20 protein-coding genes are annotated in these 18,252 nt (G+C 61.1%); 8 read left to right on the top strand and 12 right to left on the bottom strand.

Annotated elements, in window-relative coordinates; all coding sequences use genetic code 11:
* Nucleotides 1–53: 53 nt before the first annotated feature.
* Complete coding sequence (gene rpsI / locus BMZ91_RS01495) at nt 54–542, bottom strand: 30S ribosomal protein S9 (protein WP_092833535.1); 489 nt, start codon at nt 540–542, stop codon at nt 54–56.
* Nucleotides 542–1,006, bottom strand: a complete 465-nt coding sequence (gene rplM / locus BMZ91_RS01500; protein ID WP_092833537.1) for a 50S ribosomal protein L13 — start codon at nt 1,004–1,006, stop codon at nt 542–544. The genes rpsI and rplM overlap by 1 nt, the downstream gene beginning before the upstream one ends.
* Nucleotides 1,007–1,369: 363 nt before the next feature.
* On the opposite strand from rplM, the gene speD reads away from it, so the two are divergent.
* Nucleotides 1,370–1,894, top strand: coding sequence for an adenosylmethionine decarboxylase (speD, locus tag BMZ91_RS01505; RefSeq protein ID WP_092833539.1), 525 nt, complete (start codon nt 1,370–1,372; stop codon nt 1,892–1,894).
* On the top strand, nt 1,891–2,736 hold the full coding sequence (gene speE / locus BMZ91_RS01510; RefSeq protein WP_092833541.1) for a polyamine aminopropyltransferase: 846 nt from the start codon (nt 1,891–1,893) through the stop codon (nt 2,734–2,736). Before speD ends, speE begins: the two co-directional genes overlap by 4 nt.
* 61 nt (nt 2,737–2,797) lie before the next feature.
* Here the strand turns inward: speE and BMZ91_RS01515 are convergent, their stop codons facing one another.
* Entirely contained in the window at nt 2,798–3,217 is a 420-nt protein-coding gene (locus tag BMZ91_RS01515; RefSeq protein WP_092833652.1) for a PaaI family thioesterase, read from the bottom strand.
* Between the two features lie 58 nt (nt 3,218–3,275).
* On the opposite strand from BMZ91_RS01515, the gene BMZ91_RS01520 reads away from it, so the two are divergent.
* The 4 genes from BMZ91_RS01520 to gluQRS are packed head-to-tail and all read left to right on the top strand — an operon-like array spanning nt 3,276 to nt 6,968.
* Entirely contained in the window at nt 3,276–4,061 is a 786-nt protein-coding gene (locus BMZ91_RS01520) for an enoyl-CoA hydratase (protein WP_092833653.1), read from the top strand.
* Between the two features lie 43 nt (nt 4,062–4,104).
* On the top strand, nt 4,105–5,478 hold the full coding sequence (trmFO, locus tag BMZ91_RS01525; RefSeq protein ID WP_092833543.1) for a methylenetetrahydrofolate--tRNA-(uracil(54)-C(5))-methyltransferase (FADH(2)-oxidizing) TrmFO: 1,374 nt from the start codon (nt 4,105–4,107) through the stop codon (nt 5,476–5,478).
* A gap of 21 nt (nt 5,479–5,499) precedes the next feature.
* Nucleotides 5,500–6,114: a class I SAM-dependent DNA methyltransferase gene (locus BMZ91_RS01530; protein WP_092833544.1), complete on the top strand. Its 615-nt coding sequence runs from the start codon at nt 5,500–5,502 to the stop codon at nt 6,112–6,114.
* Entirely contained in the window at nt 6,111–6,968 is an 858-nt protein-coding gene (gluQRS, locus tag BMZ91_RS01535) for a tRNA glutamyl-Q(34) synthetase GluQRS (RefSeq protein ID WP_092833546.1), read from the top strand. The genes BMZ91_RS01530 and gluQRS overlap by 4 nt, the downstream gene beginning before the upstream one ends.
* A gap of 21 nt (nt 6,969–6,989) precedes the next feature.
* Here gluQRS and hisI read toward each other — a convergent pair whose 3' ends face one another.
* Nucleotides 6,990–7,358: a phosphoribosyl-AMP cyclohydrolase gene (gene hisI / locus BMZ91_RS01540; protein ID WP_092833548.1), complete on the bottom strand. Its 369-nt coding sequence runs from the start codon at nt 7,356–7,358 to the stop codon at nt 6,990–6,992.
* A 67-nt stretch (nt 7,359–7,425) separates the two neighbouring features.
* On the opposite strand from hisI, the gene BMZ91_RS01545 reads away from it, so the two are divergent.
* On the top strand, nt 7,426–7,881 hold the full coding sequence (locus BMZ91_RS01545; protein WP_092833550.1) for an iron-sulfur cluster assembly scaffold protein: 456 nt from the start codon (nt 7,426–7,428) through the stop codon (nt 7,879–7,881).
* Nucleotides 7,882–8,105: 224 nt separating this feature from the next.
* Here the strand turns inward: BMZ91_RS01545 and BMZ91_RS21915 are convergent, their stop codons facing one another.
* The 5 genes from BMZ91_RS21915 to sciP form a co-directional block, all read right to left on the bottom strand.
* A complete protein-coding gene (locus tag BMZ91_RS21915) occupies nt 8,106–8,228 on the bottom strand; it encodes a hypothetical protein (RefSeq protein ID WP_281243306.1) in 123 nt (40 codons plus the stop codon).
* Nucleotides 8,229–8,335: 107 nt separating this feature from the next.
* Complete coding sequence (gene recG, locus BMZ91_RS01550; protein ID WP_092833552.1) at nt 8,336–10,426, bottom strand: ATP-dependent DNA helicase RecG; 2,091 nt, start codon at nt 10,424–10,426, stop codon at nt 8,336–8,338.
* Nucleotides 10,423–12,543 carry an NAD-dependent DNA ligase LigA gene (ligA, locus tag BMZ91_RS01555; protein ID WP_092833554.1) on the bottom strand — a complete coding sequence of 707 codons (2,121 nt, stop codon included), beginning with the start codon at nt 12,541–12,543 and terminating at the stop codon, nt 10,423–10,425. Before ligA ends, recG begins: the two co-directional genes overlap by 4 nt.
* Nucleotides 12,544–12,645: 102 nt before the next feature.
* Entirely contained in the window at nt 12,646–13,362 is a 717-nt protein-coding gene (gene ctrA / locus BMZ91_RS01560) for a response regulator transcription factor CtrA (protein ID WP_092833556.1), read from the bottom strand.
* Nucleotides 13,363–13,458: 96 nt separating this feature from the next.
* Nucleotides 13,459–13,737 (bottom strand): CtrA inhibitor SciP, encoded by a 279-nt coding sequence (sciP, locus tag BMZ91_RS01565; protein ID WP_092833558.1) that lies wholly within the window; start codon nt 13,735–13,737, stop codon nt 13,459–13,461.
* A gap of 123 nt (nt 13,738–13,860) precedes the next feature.
* Between sciP and mnmA the strand changes: the two genes are divergently transcribed.
* Nucleotides 13,861–15,006, top strand: a complete 1,146-nt coding sequence (gene mnmA / locus BMZ91_RS01570) for a tRNA 2-thiouridine(34) synthase MnmA (RefSeq protein WP_092833560.1) — start codon at nt 13,861–13,863, stop codon at nt 15,004–15,006.
* A gap of 71 nt (nt 15,007–15,077) precedes the next feature.
* On the opposite strand, the gene hflX is transcribed toward mnmA, so the two are convergent.
* From hflX to BMZ91_RS01585, 3 genes are all read right to left on the bottom strand, one after another.
* Entirely contained in the window at nt 15,078–16,355 is a 1,278-nt protein-coding gene (gene hflX, locus BMZ91_RS01575) for a GTPase HflX (RefSeq protein WP_092833562.1), read from the bottom strand.
* Entirely contained in the window at nt 16,352–16,591 is a 240-nt protein-coding gene (hfq, locus tag BMZ91_RS01580; RefSeq protein WP_073194026.1) for an RNA chaperone Hfq, read from the bottom strand. The genes hflX and hfq overlap by 4 nt, the downstream gene beginning before the upstream one ends.
* A gap of 138 nt (nt 16,592–16,729) precedes the next feature.
* Nucleotides 16,730–18,250 carry a TrkH family potassium uptake protein gene (locus BMZ91_RS01585; RefSeq protein WP_092833564.1) on the bottom strand — a complete coding sequence of 507 codons (1,521 nt, stop codon included), beginning with the start codon at nt 18,248–18,250 and terminating at the stop codon, nt 16,730–16,732.
* Nucleotides 18,251–18,252: the final 2 nt, after the last annotated feature.

An 18,252-nucleotide genomic window follows, 5' to 3' on the forward strand; every position in this document is an offset into this window, starting at 1 on the left:
AGCCGAAGCTGCGCCTTTCCAATTGTTTTGCCACGCAAACGCGGCCCGATCGCTTAACGCTTGGAGAACTGGAAGCTCTTGCGCGCTTTGGCTTTACCGTATTTCTTGCGTTCCACAACGCGGCTGTCGCGTGTCAGGAAGCCCGCAGCCTTGAGAGCGCCGCGCAGGGCGGGATCATAAAGCTGAAGCGCCTTCGAGATGCCGTGCTTTACCGCACCGGCCTGACCCGAAAGACCACCGCCCTTGACGGTTGCCATCACGTCGAACTGATCTTCGACACCGGCCACGGTAAAGGGCTGGCGCAGGATCATCTGCAACACCGGGCGGGCGAAATAGACGTTCATTTCACGGCCATTGACAACGACCTTGCCGGAACCCGGCTTGATCCAGACGCGGGCAACCGCATCTTTGCGTTTGCCAGTGGCATAGGATCGGCCAAGCTCGTCACGCACCTGTTCGTGGCGCACCATGGTTTCGGTCTCGGCAACGACGCCGTCTGCGATCGATTCCAGACCTTCGAGGGATTTGATTTCGTCAGCCATCAGTATGCCACCCGCGTATTCTTGGAGTTCATGGATTTGACGTCCAGCACCTCGGGGCTCTGGGCCTCGTGTGGGTGCTCTGCGCCCGCATAGACGCGCAGGTTGGTCATCAGCGTGCGCGACAGGCGGTTGCCTGGAAGCATGCGCTTGACGGCTTGCGTCACGACGCGCTCGGGGTATTTCCCTTCCAGGATTTCACCCGTGGTGCGCGACTTGATACCGCCGGGATGGCCGGTGTGCCAATAGTTCGGCTTTTCGCGCTTGTTGCCGGTCAGCTGTACCTTGTCGGCATTGATGACGATCACGTTGTCACCCATGTCCATGTGAGGCGTAAAGCTGGCCTTGTGCTTGCCGCGCAGGCGAACGGCGATGATCGAGGCAAGACGACCCAGAACAACGCCTTCGGCGTCGATCAGGATCCATTTCTTGTCGATATCTGCCGGGGTAGCAGAGAATGTTTTCATTTCAGGCAAAACCTTGTGCTTGATCTTTCGTCTTGATCGGCCTCGACCATGAGTGGGCGATGCTGATACGATGGGCGGGTTATAACCGGTTAAAATATCACGTCAACCACCCTCACCTCAATTAAATTATGCATTAACAACAACTTAAAAATTAGGTAGCATAATACCCCAATCATTCAGCCAATCAACAAACCACGGTCGGGGGTAAATCTGCTCCTGCCACGAAAAAATCCCTTGCACGACTCGATAGCCCCCCCTATGTGCGCCTCACTTGATCGGAACCGATCCCAACTTCGACTGTCTTGTTCGGGGGGGCGCTAAGGGACCGACTGGATTCAATCTGCTGGAACGAAGGGGAGCGCCATGAACGACGCCAGCCTCTTCCAACTGGGGATCGGTCTGGAGACAGGCGCCCAAGAGGAAGACACCGCACGCGGACTAACACCCGCGAACGACGATACCATTTTGACCCGCGATGTGCTGGACGAGGACCGTGATGATCATTTCATCCGCCGCGACGGCAGTGTGTTTGCGGGCACCCATCTTATCATCGAGGTTGTGAACGGTCACGGACTAGACAACGAATCCCGCATTCAGCAGGCGTTCCGCGACTGCGTGGATGTCTGCGGGGCAACCCTGTTGCATATCCATACCCACAAGTTCAGCCCTCAGGGCGTCTCGGGTGTGGCGGTTCTCGCCGAAAGCCATATCTCGGTGCACACATGGCCTGAAATCGGCTATGGCGCGTTCGATGTCTTCATGTGCGGAGAGGCACGGCCCTGGCTTGCGGTTGACGTGCTCAAGGCGGCCTTTGGCACGGCCGATGTGCGCGTCAAAGAGCTGCTGCGCGGCGAAGGCGTTGTCACCGAGGCCGGGGTCGCGGCATGAGCACCTGGATCCGCGAGACGCTCCATCCCGATTACGCGCAATCCCTGCGCGTGGATGAAATGCTCTACGATAGCGAAACAGACCATCAGCGGCTGAAGGTGTTCCAGAACGCCACCTTCGGCCGGGTCCTTACGCTTGATGATGTGGTGCAAACCACCGAGGGCGACAATTTCATCTATCACGAGATGATGACCCACCTGCCGATCCTCGCCCATGGCGCGGTCAACCGGGTGCTGATCATTGGCGGCGGCGATGGCGGCATGGCCCGCGAAGTGCTGCGCCACCGATCCGTCGCCCATGTCACCATGGTGGAAATCGACGCAGGCGTTGTCGATTTCTCCAGGCAATACCTGCCGATGCTGAGCCAGGGCGCCTTTGATGACCCGCGCCTTGAACTGGTGATCGCCGACGGCGCCGATTTCATCCGCTCCACCAAGGGCGGCTATGATGTGATCATCGTCGATTCGACCGATCCGATCGGCCCCGGCGAGGTGCTGTTCACCGAAACCTTCTATGGCCAGGCCAAACGCGCACTGACCGGCGATGGCATTCTGGTGACACAAAACGGCGTGCCTTTTCTTCAGGGCGAGGAGCTTCACAACACCATGAGGGCCTTCAAGGCGCTGTTTGTGGATGCCACCTGCTACCTTGCCACGATCCCGACCTATGCGGGCGGGCCGATGGCCTTTGGCTGGGGCACAGACGGTGCGGCCCGCGCGACCCCTCTGGATGTGCTTCAGGGCCGCTTTGACGCCGCCGGGATCGCGCCCGAGTACTACACCCCCGCCGTGCACCAGGCCGCCTTCGCCTTGCCCGGCTATGTCTCGCGGCTCCTGCCCTGATCTTCTTCTTGGTCGAACTACTCTCGGGGGGTCCGGGGGGCGGAAAGCCCCCCGGCGGCGCCTATCTGGGCGGAATCGCATAGGTCAGACTAGCGCGCGCCACAGGCGCCTCCATGCCCTCGGAAAAAATCAGAACCTCCCCGACCGACAGAACCTTGCCCAGCTTGAGAAGGCGGCATTCGGCAATAAGATCGACGCCGGCAACGGGTTTGCGCATGAAATCAATGCTGCAATTGGTGGTCACAGCCAGGGCCTTGGGGCCGATCATCGCCAGCGTGGCAAGATAGACCGTCACATCCGCCAGCGCAAAGATCGACGGGCCAGACACCGTGCCGCCGGGGCGCAAATGCCGCTCGCCCACAAGCAGGCGCACACGCACGCGCATATCGCCCACCTCCTCGATGGCAAAATCGCCCTCGACCTGGGGAAATTCCTGATCCAGAAATGTCGTCAATTCGTCACGCGTCATTTTCAGGCCCATGCTTTCCTCCCTGCCCATTCGTGCGTTAGAATGGCCACAAGCCATGAAGGGATACAAGATGCCAATTCTCGACCGCCAGGACACTGGCCCCATCGCGCGCCTCACGCTGAACGCGCCGGAAAAACTCAATGCGCTGAGCGATGCGATGCTGGCCGCGCTTCAGGATCAGTTTGACCAACTGGCCGGGGATCACAACATTCGTGTCGTGACCATCGCCGGCGCCGGCAAGGCGTTTTGCGCCGGTCACGACCTCAAGGAGATGACGGCGGGGCGCCAGTCGCCCGATGGCGGGCGGGCCTATTTCGCCGATCTGTTCAATCGCTGTTCAAGCGTGATGCGCGCTATCCGCACCCTGCCCCAGCCGGTGATTGCCGCGCCGCATGGCATTGCCACCGCTGCGGGCTGTCAATTGGTGGCAAGCTGTGACATGGCCGTCGCCGCCCATGGCACCCGCTTTGGCGTCAATGGCGTCAACATCGGGTTGTTCTGCTCAACCCCGATGGTGGCGCTAAGCCGAAACATCCCGCGCAAACAGGCGTTTGAAATGCTCACCACCGGCGAATTCATCGACACGACCCGCGCCGCAGAGCTTGGCCTGATCAACCGCGCCGTTGCCCTCGAGGATCTTGATACCGCCACGCTGGCCTTGGCCGAAACCGTCGCCAGCAAGCTCGCAAGCGCCGTGCGCATCGGCAAACGCGCCTTTTATGACCAGATCGAAATGGGGCATGATGCGGCCTATGCCCATACCGGTGCAGTAATGGTTGAAAACATGCTGGATCACGACACTGCCGAGGGCATCACCGCCTTTATCGAAAAGCGGGCCCCGGATTGGGATCAATGAGCGCCCCTTTTCAAAGCCCCTGCAATCACCTACATCCCACTCCATGAGCAAAACACTCCATATCATCGGCGGCGGCATGGCCGGGTCCGAGGCCGCATGGCAGGCCGCCCATATGGGCGTGCCCGTCGTCCTCCACGAAATGCGCCCTCAGGTGAAAACCTTTGCCCATCGCACCGGCGATCTGGCCGAGATGGTCTGTTCCAATTCGTTCCGCTCGGATGATGACGAACAAAACGCCGTCGGGCTTTTGCACTGGGAAATGCGCGCCGCCAACGGGCTGATCATGCAGACCGCCGAAAAGCATCGCATTCCCGCAGGGGGCGCGCTTGCGGTGGATCGCGATCCCTTCGCGCAATCGGTGACGGCGGCCCTTCTGGCACACCCCAATATCACCGTTGAGCATGGCGAAATTGACACGCTACCCGAAGATGGCCATTGGATCATCGCCACCGGCCCGCTTACCTCTGAAGGCTTGGGCAAGGCGATTGCCACCGAGACCGGGGCCGAATCGCTGGCTTTTTTCGACGCCATCGCGCCGATCCTTTATTATGACAGCATCGACATGTCGCGCGCCTGGATGCAGTCGCGCTATGACAAGGGCGAAACCGAGGAAGAGCGCACCGCTTACCTCAACTGCCCGATGGACAAGGCGCAATACGAGGCCTTTATTGACGCGCTTCTGGCCGCCGACAAGACCGAGTTCCACGAGGGCGAGGCAGATTCCGCCCCCAAGCCCACCCCATATTTTGACGGCTGCCTACCGATCGAGGTCATGGCCGAACGCGGCCGCGAAACCCTGCGCCACGGCCCGATGAAGCCGGTCGGCCTGACCAACCCGCATCACCCGGACATCAAGCCCTGGGCGGTGGTGCAGCTGCGCCGCGACAATGCATTAGGAACGCTCTATAACATTGTAGGATTTCAGACAAAAATGAAATACGGCGCGCAAAAAGACGTGCTCCGCATGATCCCCGGTCTGGAAAACGCCAGCTTTGCCCGTCTGGGTGGCATCCATCGCAATACCTTCATCAATTCGCCGACCCTGCTGGACAATCAGATGCGCCTGCGCTCGCGCCCGCATATCCGCTTTGCCGGTCAGATCACCGGCGTCGAGGGCTATGTGGAATCCGCCGCCATGGGGCTATTGGCCGGGCGCATGGCCGCCGCCGAAATCCTCGGGGCTCCGCTTGCCGATCCGCCGCAGGACAGCGCCATGGGGGCGCTGATCCACCACATCACCGGCGGCGCCGAAGCAAAGACCTTTCAGCCGATGAACGTCAATTTCGGCCTGTTCCGGCCGGTGGACGGCCTCAAAGGTGGGCGGCGTGGCCGCAAAGACCGCTACAAGGCCTATACCGACCGCGCCAAAGCCGCCTGGAGCGACTGGCTGCAACAGTCTTTGCTGGACGTGGCGTAGCTCTTCGGCCACTCTTGATGCATGACTGACAAATTTCTGGATAGGGCCTACGGGCTAGAGACAGCCGAAGACGCCAGCCAGTTTTATAACGACTGGGCAAGCACTTATGACGCGGAGATCGCGGAAAACGGCTATGCCACGCCGGGCCGCTGTGCCAGGGCGCTGTTCGCCAAATGGCCCGAGCCTGACATCCCGGTGCTTGATTTCGGCTGCGGCACCGGCCTCTCGGGTCTGGCGCTCAAACTGGCCGGGTTCAAGGTAATCGACGGGATTGACCCAAGCCCCGAAATGCTGGCGCAGGCCAAGGCCAAGAGCGTTTATCGCACCCTCTCATTGCTTGACGTGACCGACGAAACCCCGATCCCGAAGGGCGCCTATAGGGCCATCGCGGCGATCGGCGTGATCGGCACTGGCGCGGCCCCGGTCTCGACCTTGGATATCCTGATGAAGGCGCTTGATCGCGGCAGTCATCTGGTCTTTAGCTATAACGATCATGCCCTCGCCGACCCGATCTATGAAGGCGCGCTCAACGGCTGGCTCGATTGCGGAGCGGCCCGTCTTCTAAGCAAGGATTACGGCCCCCACCTGCCCGGCCAGGGGTTGAAGTCCAACGTTTATGTGCTTCAAAAGACGTGACTTTCTCTACTCGTTTCGCCCCATCACCGACGGGCCCCCTGCATCTGGGTCATGCCTTTTCGGCGCTCACCGCCCATGACATGGCGCTGGCTGCGCGGGGCGTGTTTTACCTGCGGATCGACGACATCGACCAAAGCCGAAGTCGCCCCGCATGGGAGACGCAGATTTTCGACGATCTGCACTGGCTTGGCCTGAGCTGGCCCACCCCGGTGCTGCGCCAATCAAACCGCTTGCCGCGCTACCGCGAGGCTCTCTTGCGGCTTTGGGATATGGGCCTGCTCTACCCCTGTCGCTGCACCCGCGCCGATATCCGCGCCGCCGCCTCCGCCCCGCAAGAAGGCGCCTGCCTGCACGGCCCGGACGGGCTGATCTATCCCGGCACCTGTCGGCCGGACGCGCCGCCCACAGGCCAGATGCCCACCGACAGCGCCCTGCGCCTCGACATGGCGCGCGCGCTGGCCCGCCTTTCCGCTCCACTGACTTTCACCGAATCAGGCGAGGGGCCTAACGGCGAAACCGGCACGATCATGCCGCAAAACATGCCTCAGGGCGTCGGCGACGTGGTGCTCGCCCGGCGCGACATGGGCGCCTCCTATCATCTGTCGGTGGTGATAGATGACGCGGATCAGGCGATAACCCATGTGGTCCGCGGTCAAGATCTCTTCGAGGCCACCCAGATCCACGTGCTGCTGCAACGCCTGCTCGCCCTGCCGACCCCGCTCTATCACCATCACGGGTTGATCCGCGACGCGGATGGCAAACGCCTTGCCAAACGCGATGATGCCCGCGCGATCAAAACCTATCGAACCGAGGGCGCCACCCCGACCGACATTCGCCGCATGATCGGTCTCTGATCTTCTTCTTGGTTCAAATACTCAATCTGCGCTATCCATCGGCGCCATGATCTCGATTTCATCCCCGCCCCGCACAGCCGTGTAAAAACAGCTCCGCCGGTTGGTATGACAGGCCGGCCCGACCTGACGCACGCGCACCAAAAGACAATCGCGGTCGCAATCCACCCGGAAATCAACCAGCTCCTGAACATGCCCACTGGTTTCGCCCTTGATCCAGAACGCCTGCCTTGAGCGGCTCCAATAGGTCACCCGCCCGGTCTCAAGCGTGCGCACCACGGCCTCGGCATTCATCCAGGCCATCATAAGGACCTCGCCGCTGGTTGCATCCTGTGCAATCGCCGGGATCAACCCGCGCGCGTCATACTTTAGTGTGGCCGGATCGAATTCCATGGTCGAAAACCTTTTGCATCTGCGCGTCTGAAGCCTATTTATGGGGTCAGAACCGAAAGGGAAAGCCATGAGCGGCGAAACTGACCTGATCAAACTCTACTCGGCGCGCATTCTGGCGCTTGCCGCAGATATTCCCCATCACGGCCGCCTTGCCGCGCCGGATGCGACCATCAAGCGCCGTGCGCCACTCTGCGGCTCCACCGTGACCGTCGATATTGCCTGCAAGGATGGCCGGATCGGCGATTACGCGGCCGAGGTCAAGGCCTGCGCCCTCGGTCAGGCGGCGGCCTCGGTGGTGGGCGAGAATATCATCGGCCGCGATCTTGCCGAGGTGACGGCGGCGCGTGATGCGCTGAAAGAGATGCTGAAACACGACGGCCCGACACCGCCCGCCCCGTTTGACGGGCTTGAGGTGCTGCGCCCGGCGCGCGATTACAAGAACCGCCACGCCTCGATCATGCTCACGCTTGAGGCCGCCGTCGAGGCGCTGGAAGAGGCCAAGGCCCATAGCTCCTGCGCCTGAGAGCCGGGCCAAACGATTCGCGGACCTTTCCATAAAAAAAACCGCCGCGCGTTCGGATGAACGGCGGCGGCAAGGTATGGCGGGGTATCCGGACCCTGTCGCGCATTTCAGGGGGAATGAGGCAAACCCCGAAAACAGCAAAGGAACAGGCAGAAACTTTGGCACCCGGAAGTTGGGACAAAAAGGGTGCAGGCGACAACAGGGTCCCCCCGCCAGGCAGAAACTCAGAACACTCCAGGCAAATAAAGCGCCCCGACCAAGGTAATCATCAGCGCCGCGGCGCCTAGGGCATCGGCGAGCAAGGTGTCCTGCGACCGGGTGGCGGCTGTCTTGATCTGGTGCAACATGGGGCGCTTCCTTTTGAAAACCTTGTGTTGCCCCTTTGTTCTCACTTCCGTTAACCAAAGTAAAGAACTTTTTAAGAACATTTGTGAACTATTCGGAACACCTCTGGCTAACCCACTGATATCAAACGAATCGCCTGATCCTGCTCCATCAGCCACAAGAGCACACGCGCCGCCGCGCCGCGCGGGCTGATTAATTCGGGGTCGTCGTTCAACAGTTTGCGCGCATCCGATTGCGCCACGGCCATCAGCGCCGATTGCCCCTCAAGGTCGGCCACCCGAAACCGCGGCAGGCCCGATTGCGCGGTGCCGATAAGATCGCCCGCGCCGCGCATGTCCAGATCGACCTCGGCGATGCGAAACCCGTCATCGGTATCGCGCATGGTGCTTAGTCGGCGTTCGCCGCCTTCACTCAGCGGCGCCTGATACATCAGCAAACAGGTCGAGGCCGCCTCGCCGCGCCCGACCCGTCCGCGCAACTGATGCAGTTGCGCAAGCCCAAAACTCTCGGCGCGTTCAATCACCATGATCGAGGCATTGGGCACATCGACCCCGACCTCGATCACCGTGGTCGAGACAAGCACCGAGGTTTCGCCACGCTGAAACGCGGCCATGGCGGCGTCTTTATCTTCGGGGGGCATCTGACCATGCACAAGCCCGACGACGCCTTCACCAAACACCGCGCGCAACCGGCTAAACCGCTCTTCGGCGCTGCTGAGATCGACGCTTTCGCTTTCCTCGACCAGTGGACAGACCCAATAGGCCTGTCGCCCCTCGGCAATCGCGCGGCGCAGGTGGTCGATCACCTCGTCCATTCGGCCCATGCTGACCAAGGCGGTCTTGATCGGTTTGCGGCCCGGTGGTTTTTCATCGAGAATGCTGACATCCATATCGCCATATTGCGCCAGGGCCAGACTGCGCGGAATCGGCGTGGCCGTCATCACAAGCACATCCGCCTGGGCGCCCTTCTTGCCAAGCTCAAGCCGTTGACGCACGCCAAAGCGGTGCTGTTCATCGACAATCGCAAGCCGCAGGTCGCAAAATTCCACATCCTTTTGAAACACCGCATGGGTGCCGACCAAAATCTGGATGTCGCCCCGCGCCAGGGCCGCCAGTTTGGCGCGCCGCTCGCCCCCCTTGTCGCGCCCGGTCAGGATTTCCAAAACCACACCGGCGCTTTCCGCCAGCGGGCGCAACCCCTGCAAATGCTGGCGCGCAAGAATTTCGGTCGGGGCCATCATCACCCCCTGTCCGCCGGCCTCGACCGCGATCAGCAAGGCCTTGAACGCGACAAGCGTTTTGCCCGCGCCGACATCGCCCTGCAACAGGCGATTCATCCGCAAAGGGGTGGCCATATCTTCGGCGATCTGGGCAATCGCGCGGGTTTGCGCCCCGGTCAGCGCATAGGGCAATTCTTCCAGCACTTTCGCCTGTAATTTCCCGGTGCCGATGGTCGCGCGCCCCTTGGCCCGGCGCAATCTCAGACGTGCCAATGCCAGGGTCAACTGATGCGCCATCAACTCGTCATAGGCAAGACGCTCGCGCGCGGGATGAGCGGGCGACAAATCCTGCGCATCCTTCGGCGCATGCGCCTCGCGCACCGCATCCGCCCAGTCGGGCCAGCCGACCTGGGCCTTTTGTACCGGATCAATCCATTCGGCGAGGTCCGGCACGCGGGCAAGCGCGCCCAGCTCAGCCTTGACCATCATCTTTTGCGTGACCCCGGCGGTCAGCGGATAGACCGGCTCGAAATCCGGGATATCACCCGCCTCATCCACCGGCAGCATGTGATCAGGATGCACCATCTGGGCAATGCCGTCGAAGAGTTCCACCTTGCCAGACACCACACGCCGGGCACCTGTGGGCAGGATCTTGCGAAGGTATTCGTCGCGGGCGTGGAAGAACACCAACTGAAACGTGGCCGTCGAATCCTCGACCGTCACCCGATAGGCGCCACCACGACGGTTCGGGGCGCGGTGCTGGCCGATGACAACCTCGACCGTGACCACGCCGGGCAGGTCGGCGCCCTGCACCGTGGCGCGTTTGCGTCGATCCACCCCCGTATAGGGCAGCGTGAAGATCAAATCGCGCGGCCGCACCACATCAAGCGCCGCCAGATTCTGTACGGTTTTCGGCCCCACGCCGGGCAGCGTCTCAAGCTCTGCAAAAAGCGGAAACAGGATTTCGGGGCGCCCCGTCATGTCTGCCCAATCAGGTCAAGCCAGCCGTCTTCGTCCAGCGTCTCGATGCCAAGCTCGGCGGCCTTTTTCGCCTTGGACCCGGCACCGGGACCGGCAACAAGAAGATCGGTTTTGGCCGACACGCTTCCGGCAACCTTGGCGCCAAGCGCCTCGGCACGCGCCTTGGCCTCGGCGCGGGTCATTTTTTCTAGCGTGCCGGTAAAGACCACGGTTTTGCCCGCCACCGGGCTGCTGCTGGTGTCGGGGCGCGCGGCGTCCTGCACGTCAAGATGCGCCACAAGCCGGTCAATGCTGGCGCGCTCGTTGGCCTCGCCAAAGGCACCGACGAGCGAGCGCGCCATCACTTCGCCGACACCGTCGATCCCCAGGAGCCGGTCCCACTCGGGCCCGTCAAAACCTTGCGCGCCATCCATCGCCTCAGTGAACTCGCGCCAGTTTGTATAGACCCGCGCAATCATGTTGCTGGCGGCCTCGCCGACATGGCGGATACCGAGCGCGAACAACAACCGGCCAAAGGGGATTTTTCTTTTCTCTTCAATCGCCTGAAAAAGGTTCTTCGCGCTTTTTTCGCCCCAGCCTTCGCGGTTTTTAAGCTGTTGCATCCCGCCGCCATAGCGCGCCTCAAGGGTGAAGATATCGGCCGGTTCCCTGATCCAGCCATCGCGGTAGAATTGTTCCACCTGCTTGGCGCCCAACCCTTCGATGTCAAAGGCGGCGCGGCTTACGAAATGTTTCAGCTTTTCAACCGCCTGCGCGGGGCAAATCAACCCGCCGATGCAGCGGCGCACCGCATCGCCCTCTTCGCGCACCGCGTCAGAGCCGCATTCAGGGCAGCTTGTGGGAAAAACATAGGGTTGGGCATCATCCGGGCGTTTGGCGATATCCACGTCGGCAATCTTGGGAATGACATCACCGGCGCGGTAGACCTGAACCCAATCGCCGATCCGGATATCCTTGCCGCCGCGGATGACGCCGCCCTTGCTGTCGCGCCCAAGGATGTAATCCTCGTTGTGCAGGGTCGCGTTGGACACCACCACGCCACCCACCGTGACCGGCGTCAGGCGCGCGACTGGGCTAAGTGCGCCGGTGCGCCCAACTTGAATATCGATCGCCTCTAGCCGGGTCCAGGCAAGCTCGGCCGGGAATTTATGCGCAATCGCCCATCGTGGCGTGGTCGAGCGAAACCCGAGCCGCCCCTGAAGCGCAAGATCGTTGACCTTGTAAACCACCCCGTCGATGTCATAGCCAAGCGTGGCGCGGCGCTGTTCGATGCGGGCATATTCGGCCAGCATCGTCTCCGGGCCGGAACACAGCGTGGTGAGCGGATTGATCTGAAAGCCGAGGGCGGCAAGCCGTTCAATCGCGCCCATTTGCGTGTCGGCCAGCGGCACGCTCACCTCGCCCCAGGCATAGGCGAAAAACCTCAGGGGACGGGCGGCGGTTATTTTGGAATCGAGCTGCCGCAGCGAGCCAGCGGCGGCGTTGCGCGGGTTGGCGAAGGGCTTGTCAGACCTTTCGGCCTGCCGCGCATTGAGCGCCTCGAAATCGGCATGGCTCATGTAAACCTCGCCGCGGACCTCAAGGATATCGGGCGCATCGGTCAGGGTTTGGGGAATATCGGTGATCGTGCGGGCGTTAGCGGTGACGTTTTCACCGACCTGCCCGTCGCCCCGCGTCGCCGCCTGCATCAACCGGCCATTTTCGTAGCGCAGGCTGAGGCTGAGGCCGTCGATCTTTGGCTCGGAGGTATAGGAAAGATCGGCCTCGGGTCCGAACCCGAGATAGCGGCGGATGCGCGTATCGAACTCGGTCACATCCTCGTCGTCAAAGGCGTTTCCAAGGCTGAGCATGCGCACCGCATGGCTGACCTTGGCAAACCCCTCGGAGGGCGCGGCACCAACCATATCGCTGGGGCTGTCGGCGCGCTTGAGATCGCCAAACCGGGCCTCGATGGCGGCATTGCGGGCCTTGAGCGCATCGAATTCCGCGTCCGACATGACGGGCGCATCATCGGTGTGATAGGCCGCATTGGCCGACGAAATAAGGGCGGCGAGCCGTTCCAGCTCATGCCGCGCCTCATCTTTGCTCAGGCTGTCAACTGCGCGCGTGTCGCTCATGGGCCCCTTTGTCCTATTAGGCCGAAGGCGTTTCACACCTCCGAATTGTCAGGTCAAAGTGATAAGGCCCCGTCTGGCAGAGGTCCAGATGTCACGCGCCCCTCAGGCGCCAATCGCAAGCCTTTGGTCTTCCATCTCGCTGGGATCGGGATCGCGCAGCACATAGCCACGGCCCCAGACCGTTTCGATGTAATTCGCGCCATCGGTCGCTTCGCTGACCTTTTTGCGCAGTTTACAAATGAAAACGTCAATAATCTTGAGTTCGGGTTCGTCCATGCCGCCATAAAGGTGGTTCAGAAACATCTCTTTGGTCAGGGTCGTGCCCTTGCGCAACGACAGCAGTTCGAGCATCTGATATTCCTTGCCGGTCAGATGCACGGTCTTGCCGCCCACATCCACCGTCTTGGCATCAAGGTTGACATTGATCTTGCCGGTGCGGATGACCGATTGCGAATGCCCTTTCGAGCGGCGAATGATCGCATGAATGCGCGCCACGAGTTCTTCGCGGTGAAACGGTTTGGTCAGATAATCATCCGCCCCGAACCCAAATCCCTTGATCTTGCTTTCGGTATCATCGGCGCCCGAAAGAATGAGGATCGGCGTATCAATCCGCGCCATGCGCAGCTGACGCAATACATCGTGACCGTTCATATCCGGCAAACCAAGATCCAGCAGGATCAGATCATAGTCGTAGAGCTTGGCCAGATCGACCCCCTCTTCGCCCAGATCGGTCGTGTAGACGTTGAGGTTGGCATGAGTCAGCATCAATTCGATGCTTTTCGAGGTTGTCGGATCGTCCTCGACCAGTAGTACGCGCATATGGGTTCTCCACAGTTCAGTGCTTCATTGGGAGCAACACTGGTCAAAAATGGTTAACCACCCGTTACCGTTGCCGGAACATTCTGACAACTCCCCCTAGGGTTGTCTATAGGTCTTAAGCGCGGTCACTTTCAAAGCCTTTTCGCCATGGCTGCTCACGGCGGTGACCCATGCGTCGAATTCTTCACCGCTCAAAGCATAGGTTTGCATGGCCTCCTGGCGGGTAATAAGCCCGTAGGCCACCCCACGCACCACCGCCAGTTTGCGCGAGGCAACCCATCGCCGGGTATCGGCGGGGGGCAGGTCTGCGTGACTCAATATCGTGCCATCCGGCAGGCTGACGGCCCTTGGCCCTTCTACTTTCTTCAGATACATCACTCTCACCCTTCTTCTGATGTGGACCAAAATGACCGCATCAGGCTTAACGGCAGGTGAAACCGGGGCTTGAGAGTAATTAGGATTTTCCTATATTCTGAATCACCCTGAGCGGAGGCCGATATGGCGCTTGATACGAATAAATCCCTAAATTCTCTTGGCTTTGCAAAAGACCCAAGCGAAACCCGCGTGGTCGTGGCAATGTCTGGTGGCGTCGATAGCTCGGTCGTGGCCGCTTACCTTGCGGAACAGGGCTATGATGTTGTGGGCGTGACCCTGCAACTTTATGATCACGGCGCGGCCCTGGCCAAGAAGGGGGCCTGCTGTGCGGGGATTGATATTCACGACGCGCGCCGCGTCGCCGAGGATGTCGGTTTTCCGCATTATGTGCTGGATTATGAAAACATTTTTCGCGACGCGGTGATCGACGAGTTCGCCGACAGCTATCTTGCCGGCGCAACCCCGGTGCCTTGCATCCGTTGCAATGAGCGGGTCAAGTTCAAGGACCTGTTGCAAACCGCGCGCGATCTTGATGCAGACTGCATGGCTACGGGCCATTATATTCAGCGCAAGACCGGCCTGAATGGCGCAGAGTTGCATTGCGCGGCTGATTCGAATCGCGATCAGTCGTATTTCCTGTTCTCGACCACCGCCGAACAGCTCGAATACCTGCGCTTTCCGCTGGGGCATCTGCCATCCAAGGAGGCCACCCGCGAGTTGGCGGCGAAATACGGATTGCAGGTCGCCGACAAGCCCGACAGTCAGGACATCTGCTTTGTGCCCGATGGCAATTATGCCAGTGTAATCGAGAAACTGCGCCCCGGCGCGGCAGATCCCGGCGAGATCGTGCATGCCGATGGCCGGGTTCTTGGCCAGCATGAGGGCGTGATCCACTATACCATCGGTCAGCGTCGCGGCCTTGGCATCGGCGGGCTTGCCGACCCGCTCTATGTGGTGCGCCTTGATGTGGAGGCCAAACAGGTGATCGTCGGCCCCAAGGAGATGCTTTCGACCCGCAAGGTGCCGTTGCGCGAGATCAACTGGCTTGGCGACGAGCCGATGATGTCACGGCCCGAGTGGCATATCGCGGTCAAGGTCCGCTCGACCCGGCCGGTGCGCGAGGCGATCCTGCGCCCGATTTCGGAGACCGAAGCCGAGGTCGAGTTGCTGGTGCCCGAGGAGGGCGTATCGCCAGGGCAGGCCTGTGTTTTTTATGAACAGGACAGCACGCGGGTGCTTGGCGGCGGCTGGATCTGGCGGGGATATTGAACCCGCGCGTTCCGGGGCATCGGCGGGATTTTGAGTATTTTTGCCAAGAAGAGCCGGAACGCGGGATTTGATCAGAGGTCCTTGAACTGGGCCTCCTGGCGGGCGGACCAGCGCAGGGTGAGATCAAAGCCGTCTTCGGTCTGGGTTTCGGCCTCGACCAGATCCTTTTCAAACAGCCAGGCGCGCCTGCGCCCCTCGTTAAAGCCAAGATGCAGCGTGGTGACATGGGTCACATCGGCCAGGGCCGTGGTGATCGCGTCGATCAGACCGTCAATGCCCTCACCGCTTATCGCTGACAGCGCCTGAACATGATCGAGCCGGGCGGCCGTTGTCAGCGTGGCGGCGCGGGCGTCGTCGTCAAGCCGGTCGATCTTGTTCCAGATTTCGATCTGGGGCGTCGTGTCCTTGACGCCGAGACTGTTGAGGATGGTGGTGACATCCTCGGCCTGCGCCGCGGTCTCGGGGTGTGAGATATCGCGCACGTGACATATCAGATCGGCGGCCAGCACCTCTTCCAGGGTGGCGCGGAACGAGGCGACAAGCTCGGTCGGCAGATCGCTGATAAAGCCGACCGTATCCGACAGGATCACCTCGGGGCCGCCGCCGGGCAGCTTGATGCGCCGCATGGTCGGGTCAAGCGTGGCAAAGAGCATGTCCTTTGCCATCACCTCGGCCCCGGTCAGGCGGTTGAACAGAGTGGATTTTCCGGCGTTGGTATAGCCGACAAGCGCAACAATCGGGAACGGCACCTTGGCCCGTGCGGCGCGGTGCAGCGTGCGGGTCTTGACGACCTTTTCAAGTTGACGGCGCAGGCGCACCAATTGCTCGTCAATGGCGCGACGGTCGGCTTCGATCTGGGTTTCACCGGGGCCGCCGACAAAGCCCAATCCGCCCCGCTGGCGTTCAAGGTGGGTCCAGGCGCGCACAAGCCGGGTGCGTTGATAGGACAGCGCCGCCATTTCGACCTGGAGCACGCCTTCGCGGGTGGCGGCGCGATCGCTGAAGATTTCGAGGATCAGGCCGGTGCGATCCAGAACCTTGACGTCCCAGGCTTTTTCCAGATTGCGCTGTTGCACCGGCGTGACGGGCCCATCGACCAGCACCAGGTCGACCTCGGCGCCTTCAATGGCAAGGCGCAGCTCTTCAAGCTTGCCCTTGCCAAACAGCTTGCCCGCGTCAGGTTTGCGCAGGCGCGCCACCTGTGCGCCGACCACTTCGAGATCGGGCAAGGCATGTGCCAGAGCGACCGCTTCTTCGAGAGCAAGCGCAGGATCGCGATCCGTGTCAGCGGATGGAATTTCGGGATGGATGACCCATGCCCGTGTCACCGGGCGCGCGTGTTCTGTCAATTGGTGTCTTCACCATCGTAGAGGTTCACCGGCTGCGACGGCATGATCGTCGACACGGCATGCTTATAAACCAGCTGTGATTGCCCATCGCGGCGCAACAGGATGCAGAAGTTGTCAAACCAGGTGATAACCCCCTGCAATTTGACGCCGTTGATCAGGAAAACCGTCACCGGGATTTTCGTCTTGCGAACCTGATTGAGAAACGCGTCTTGCAAATTTTGTCGATCAGAAGCCATTTATCTTCAAAGCCTTTATTCTTGCACACACCGCGAACCGGTGCCTGAGGGTCTTGCGTATGATGCGAGTATGTAGTGCCCGCGCATGAGTTTCCAGCCTAAAAATGCAATCAGGCGGCAGCAGGCGCGCGCCCTGCCCTAGTCGCGCCAGACGGCCGGGTTCAGCAAGGCGATCATCGCCAGCGTCTCAAGCCGCCCCAGTACCATCGCCGCGCCGTACAAAAGCTTGGCACCGGCGCTGAGATCCAACAGGCGGATCGGCGCTTCACTGGCCGAAATAATCAATGGCCCGGTGGTGGAAAGCCCCGAAATCGTCAGGATCAGCGACGATTCGAAATCCTGACCGAAGGCCGCTAGCAAAAGCGTCACAAAGGTCAGTGAAAGTGCGAAGAGCATGAAAAAGATCCAGGCGATATAGGCGCCATGCCGCCGTATCCGCCGCCCGGCCCCGGTCGAGCGCCCGACCGAGGAGGGATGCACCAGGCGTTCAACCTCGCGTTTGCCATGAAGATAGAGCGCATAGACCCGCAAAAGCTTGACCCCGCCGGCCGTGGTGGCAACACCGCCCCCCACAAGCGACAGCCCCAAAAGCACCAGCCCCGGCGTGCCAAGACCGGACCAGTCGCGGGCCGCCTGCCAGTCGGCGCTTTCAAAGCCGGTAGTCGACAGGAACGACAGAACCGTGAACATCCCGCCCCAGAAGGCGCGCAATCCAACGGCGATATTATCGGCCTCAACCGTCTCGAAGGCGGCAATCCAGTGCCGCAGGACAAGCACAAGCGGCACCCCGATCACAAGTGTCACCCCAAGCCGGAATTCGGGATCATAAAACACACCGGGACGCGCCGATGTGATGGTGTCGGACGAAAAAGTCAGCCGCGACAGCGCAAACAGCAGGAAGAGGAAAATTGCAAATTCGCCGCCAAAGCCCGCCGCGCCGTTTTGCAGCCCGCCAATCGAGGAAATCCCGCTTGTGGCCATGGTCGACATCGCATGCACCATGGCCACAAAGGCGCGCTCGCCCCCCATCATCAGGATCACCCAGAGGGCCCCGGTCAGCCCGATATAGACTGGCGCAAGCCCGGCGGTGACCTGGGCCAGCCGCTTGGCCGGATTGGCGCGCTGAAACCGCCCGACGCGCGTCTCATCTTGACCCGGCTCGGCGCGGGCCGTGACCTCGAACCCGCCAAGATTGAGCGGCGCCAGAACCGCCGAGGCCGAAATCCAGATCAGGAGCCCGCCCCCCCAGCCGACCAGCGCACGCCACAAATGCAGGCTATCCACCAACCGCCCCGTGGCCCCGAACAGCGTGGCCCCGGTGGTGGTAAAGCTTGAAACCATCTCGAAATAGGCATTCAGAAAGGTGGTATTGCCGACGCCCTCATAAAACGGCACCGCAAGATATAGCGGCAGGATCAGATAGGCCAGCAGAAGCGACACCAGGTTCTGGCTGTCGCTCACCTCGCGCCGATCCCCGCCCGACATGGCAAGGCCAACGATCATCACCGCGGCCATGCCAAGGATGGCGGAATAGCCAAAGGCGCGCGCCACACTGGTGTCATCGCGCATCAAGGCATCAATCGTCGGCAGCAGCATCAGGATCGCAGCCATGCCGGCCAGGATCAGAATAAGCGGAAAGGTGAGAATCCGGGCGATCATCG

The organism is Roseovarius lutimaris (assembly GCF_900115165.1).
Taxonomy (GTDB): Bacteria; Pseudomonadota; Alphaproteobacteria; order Rhodobacterales; family Rhodobacteraceae; genus Roseovarius; species Roseovarius lutimaris.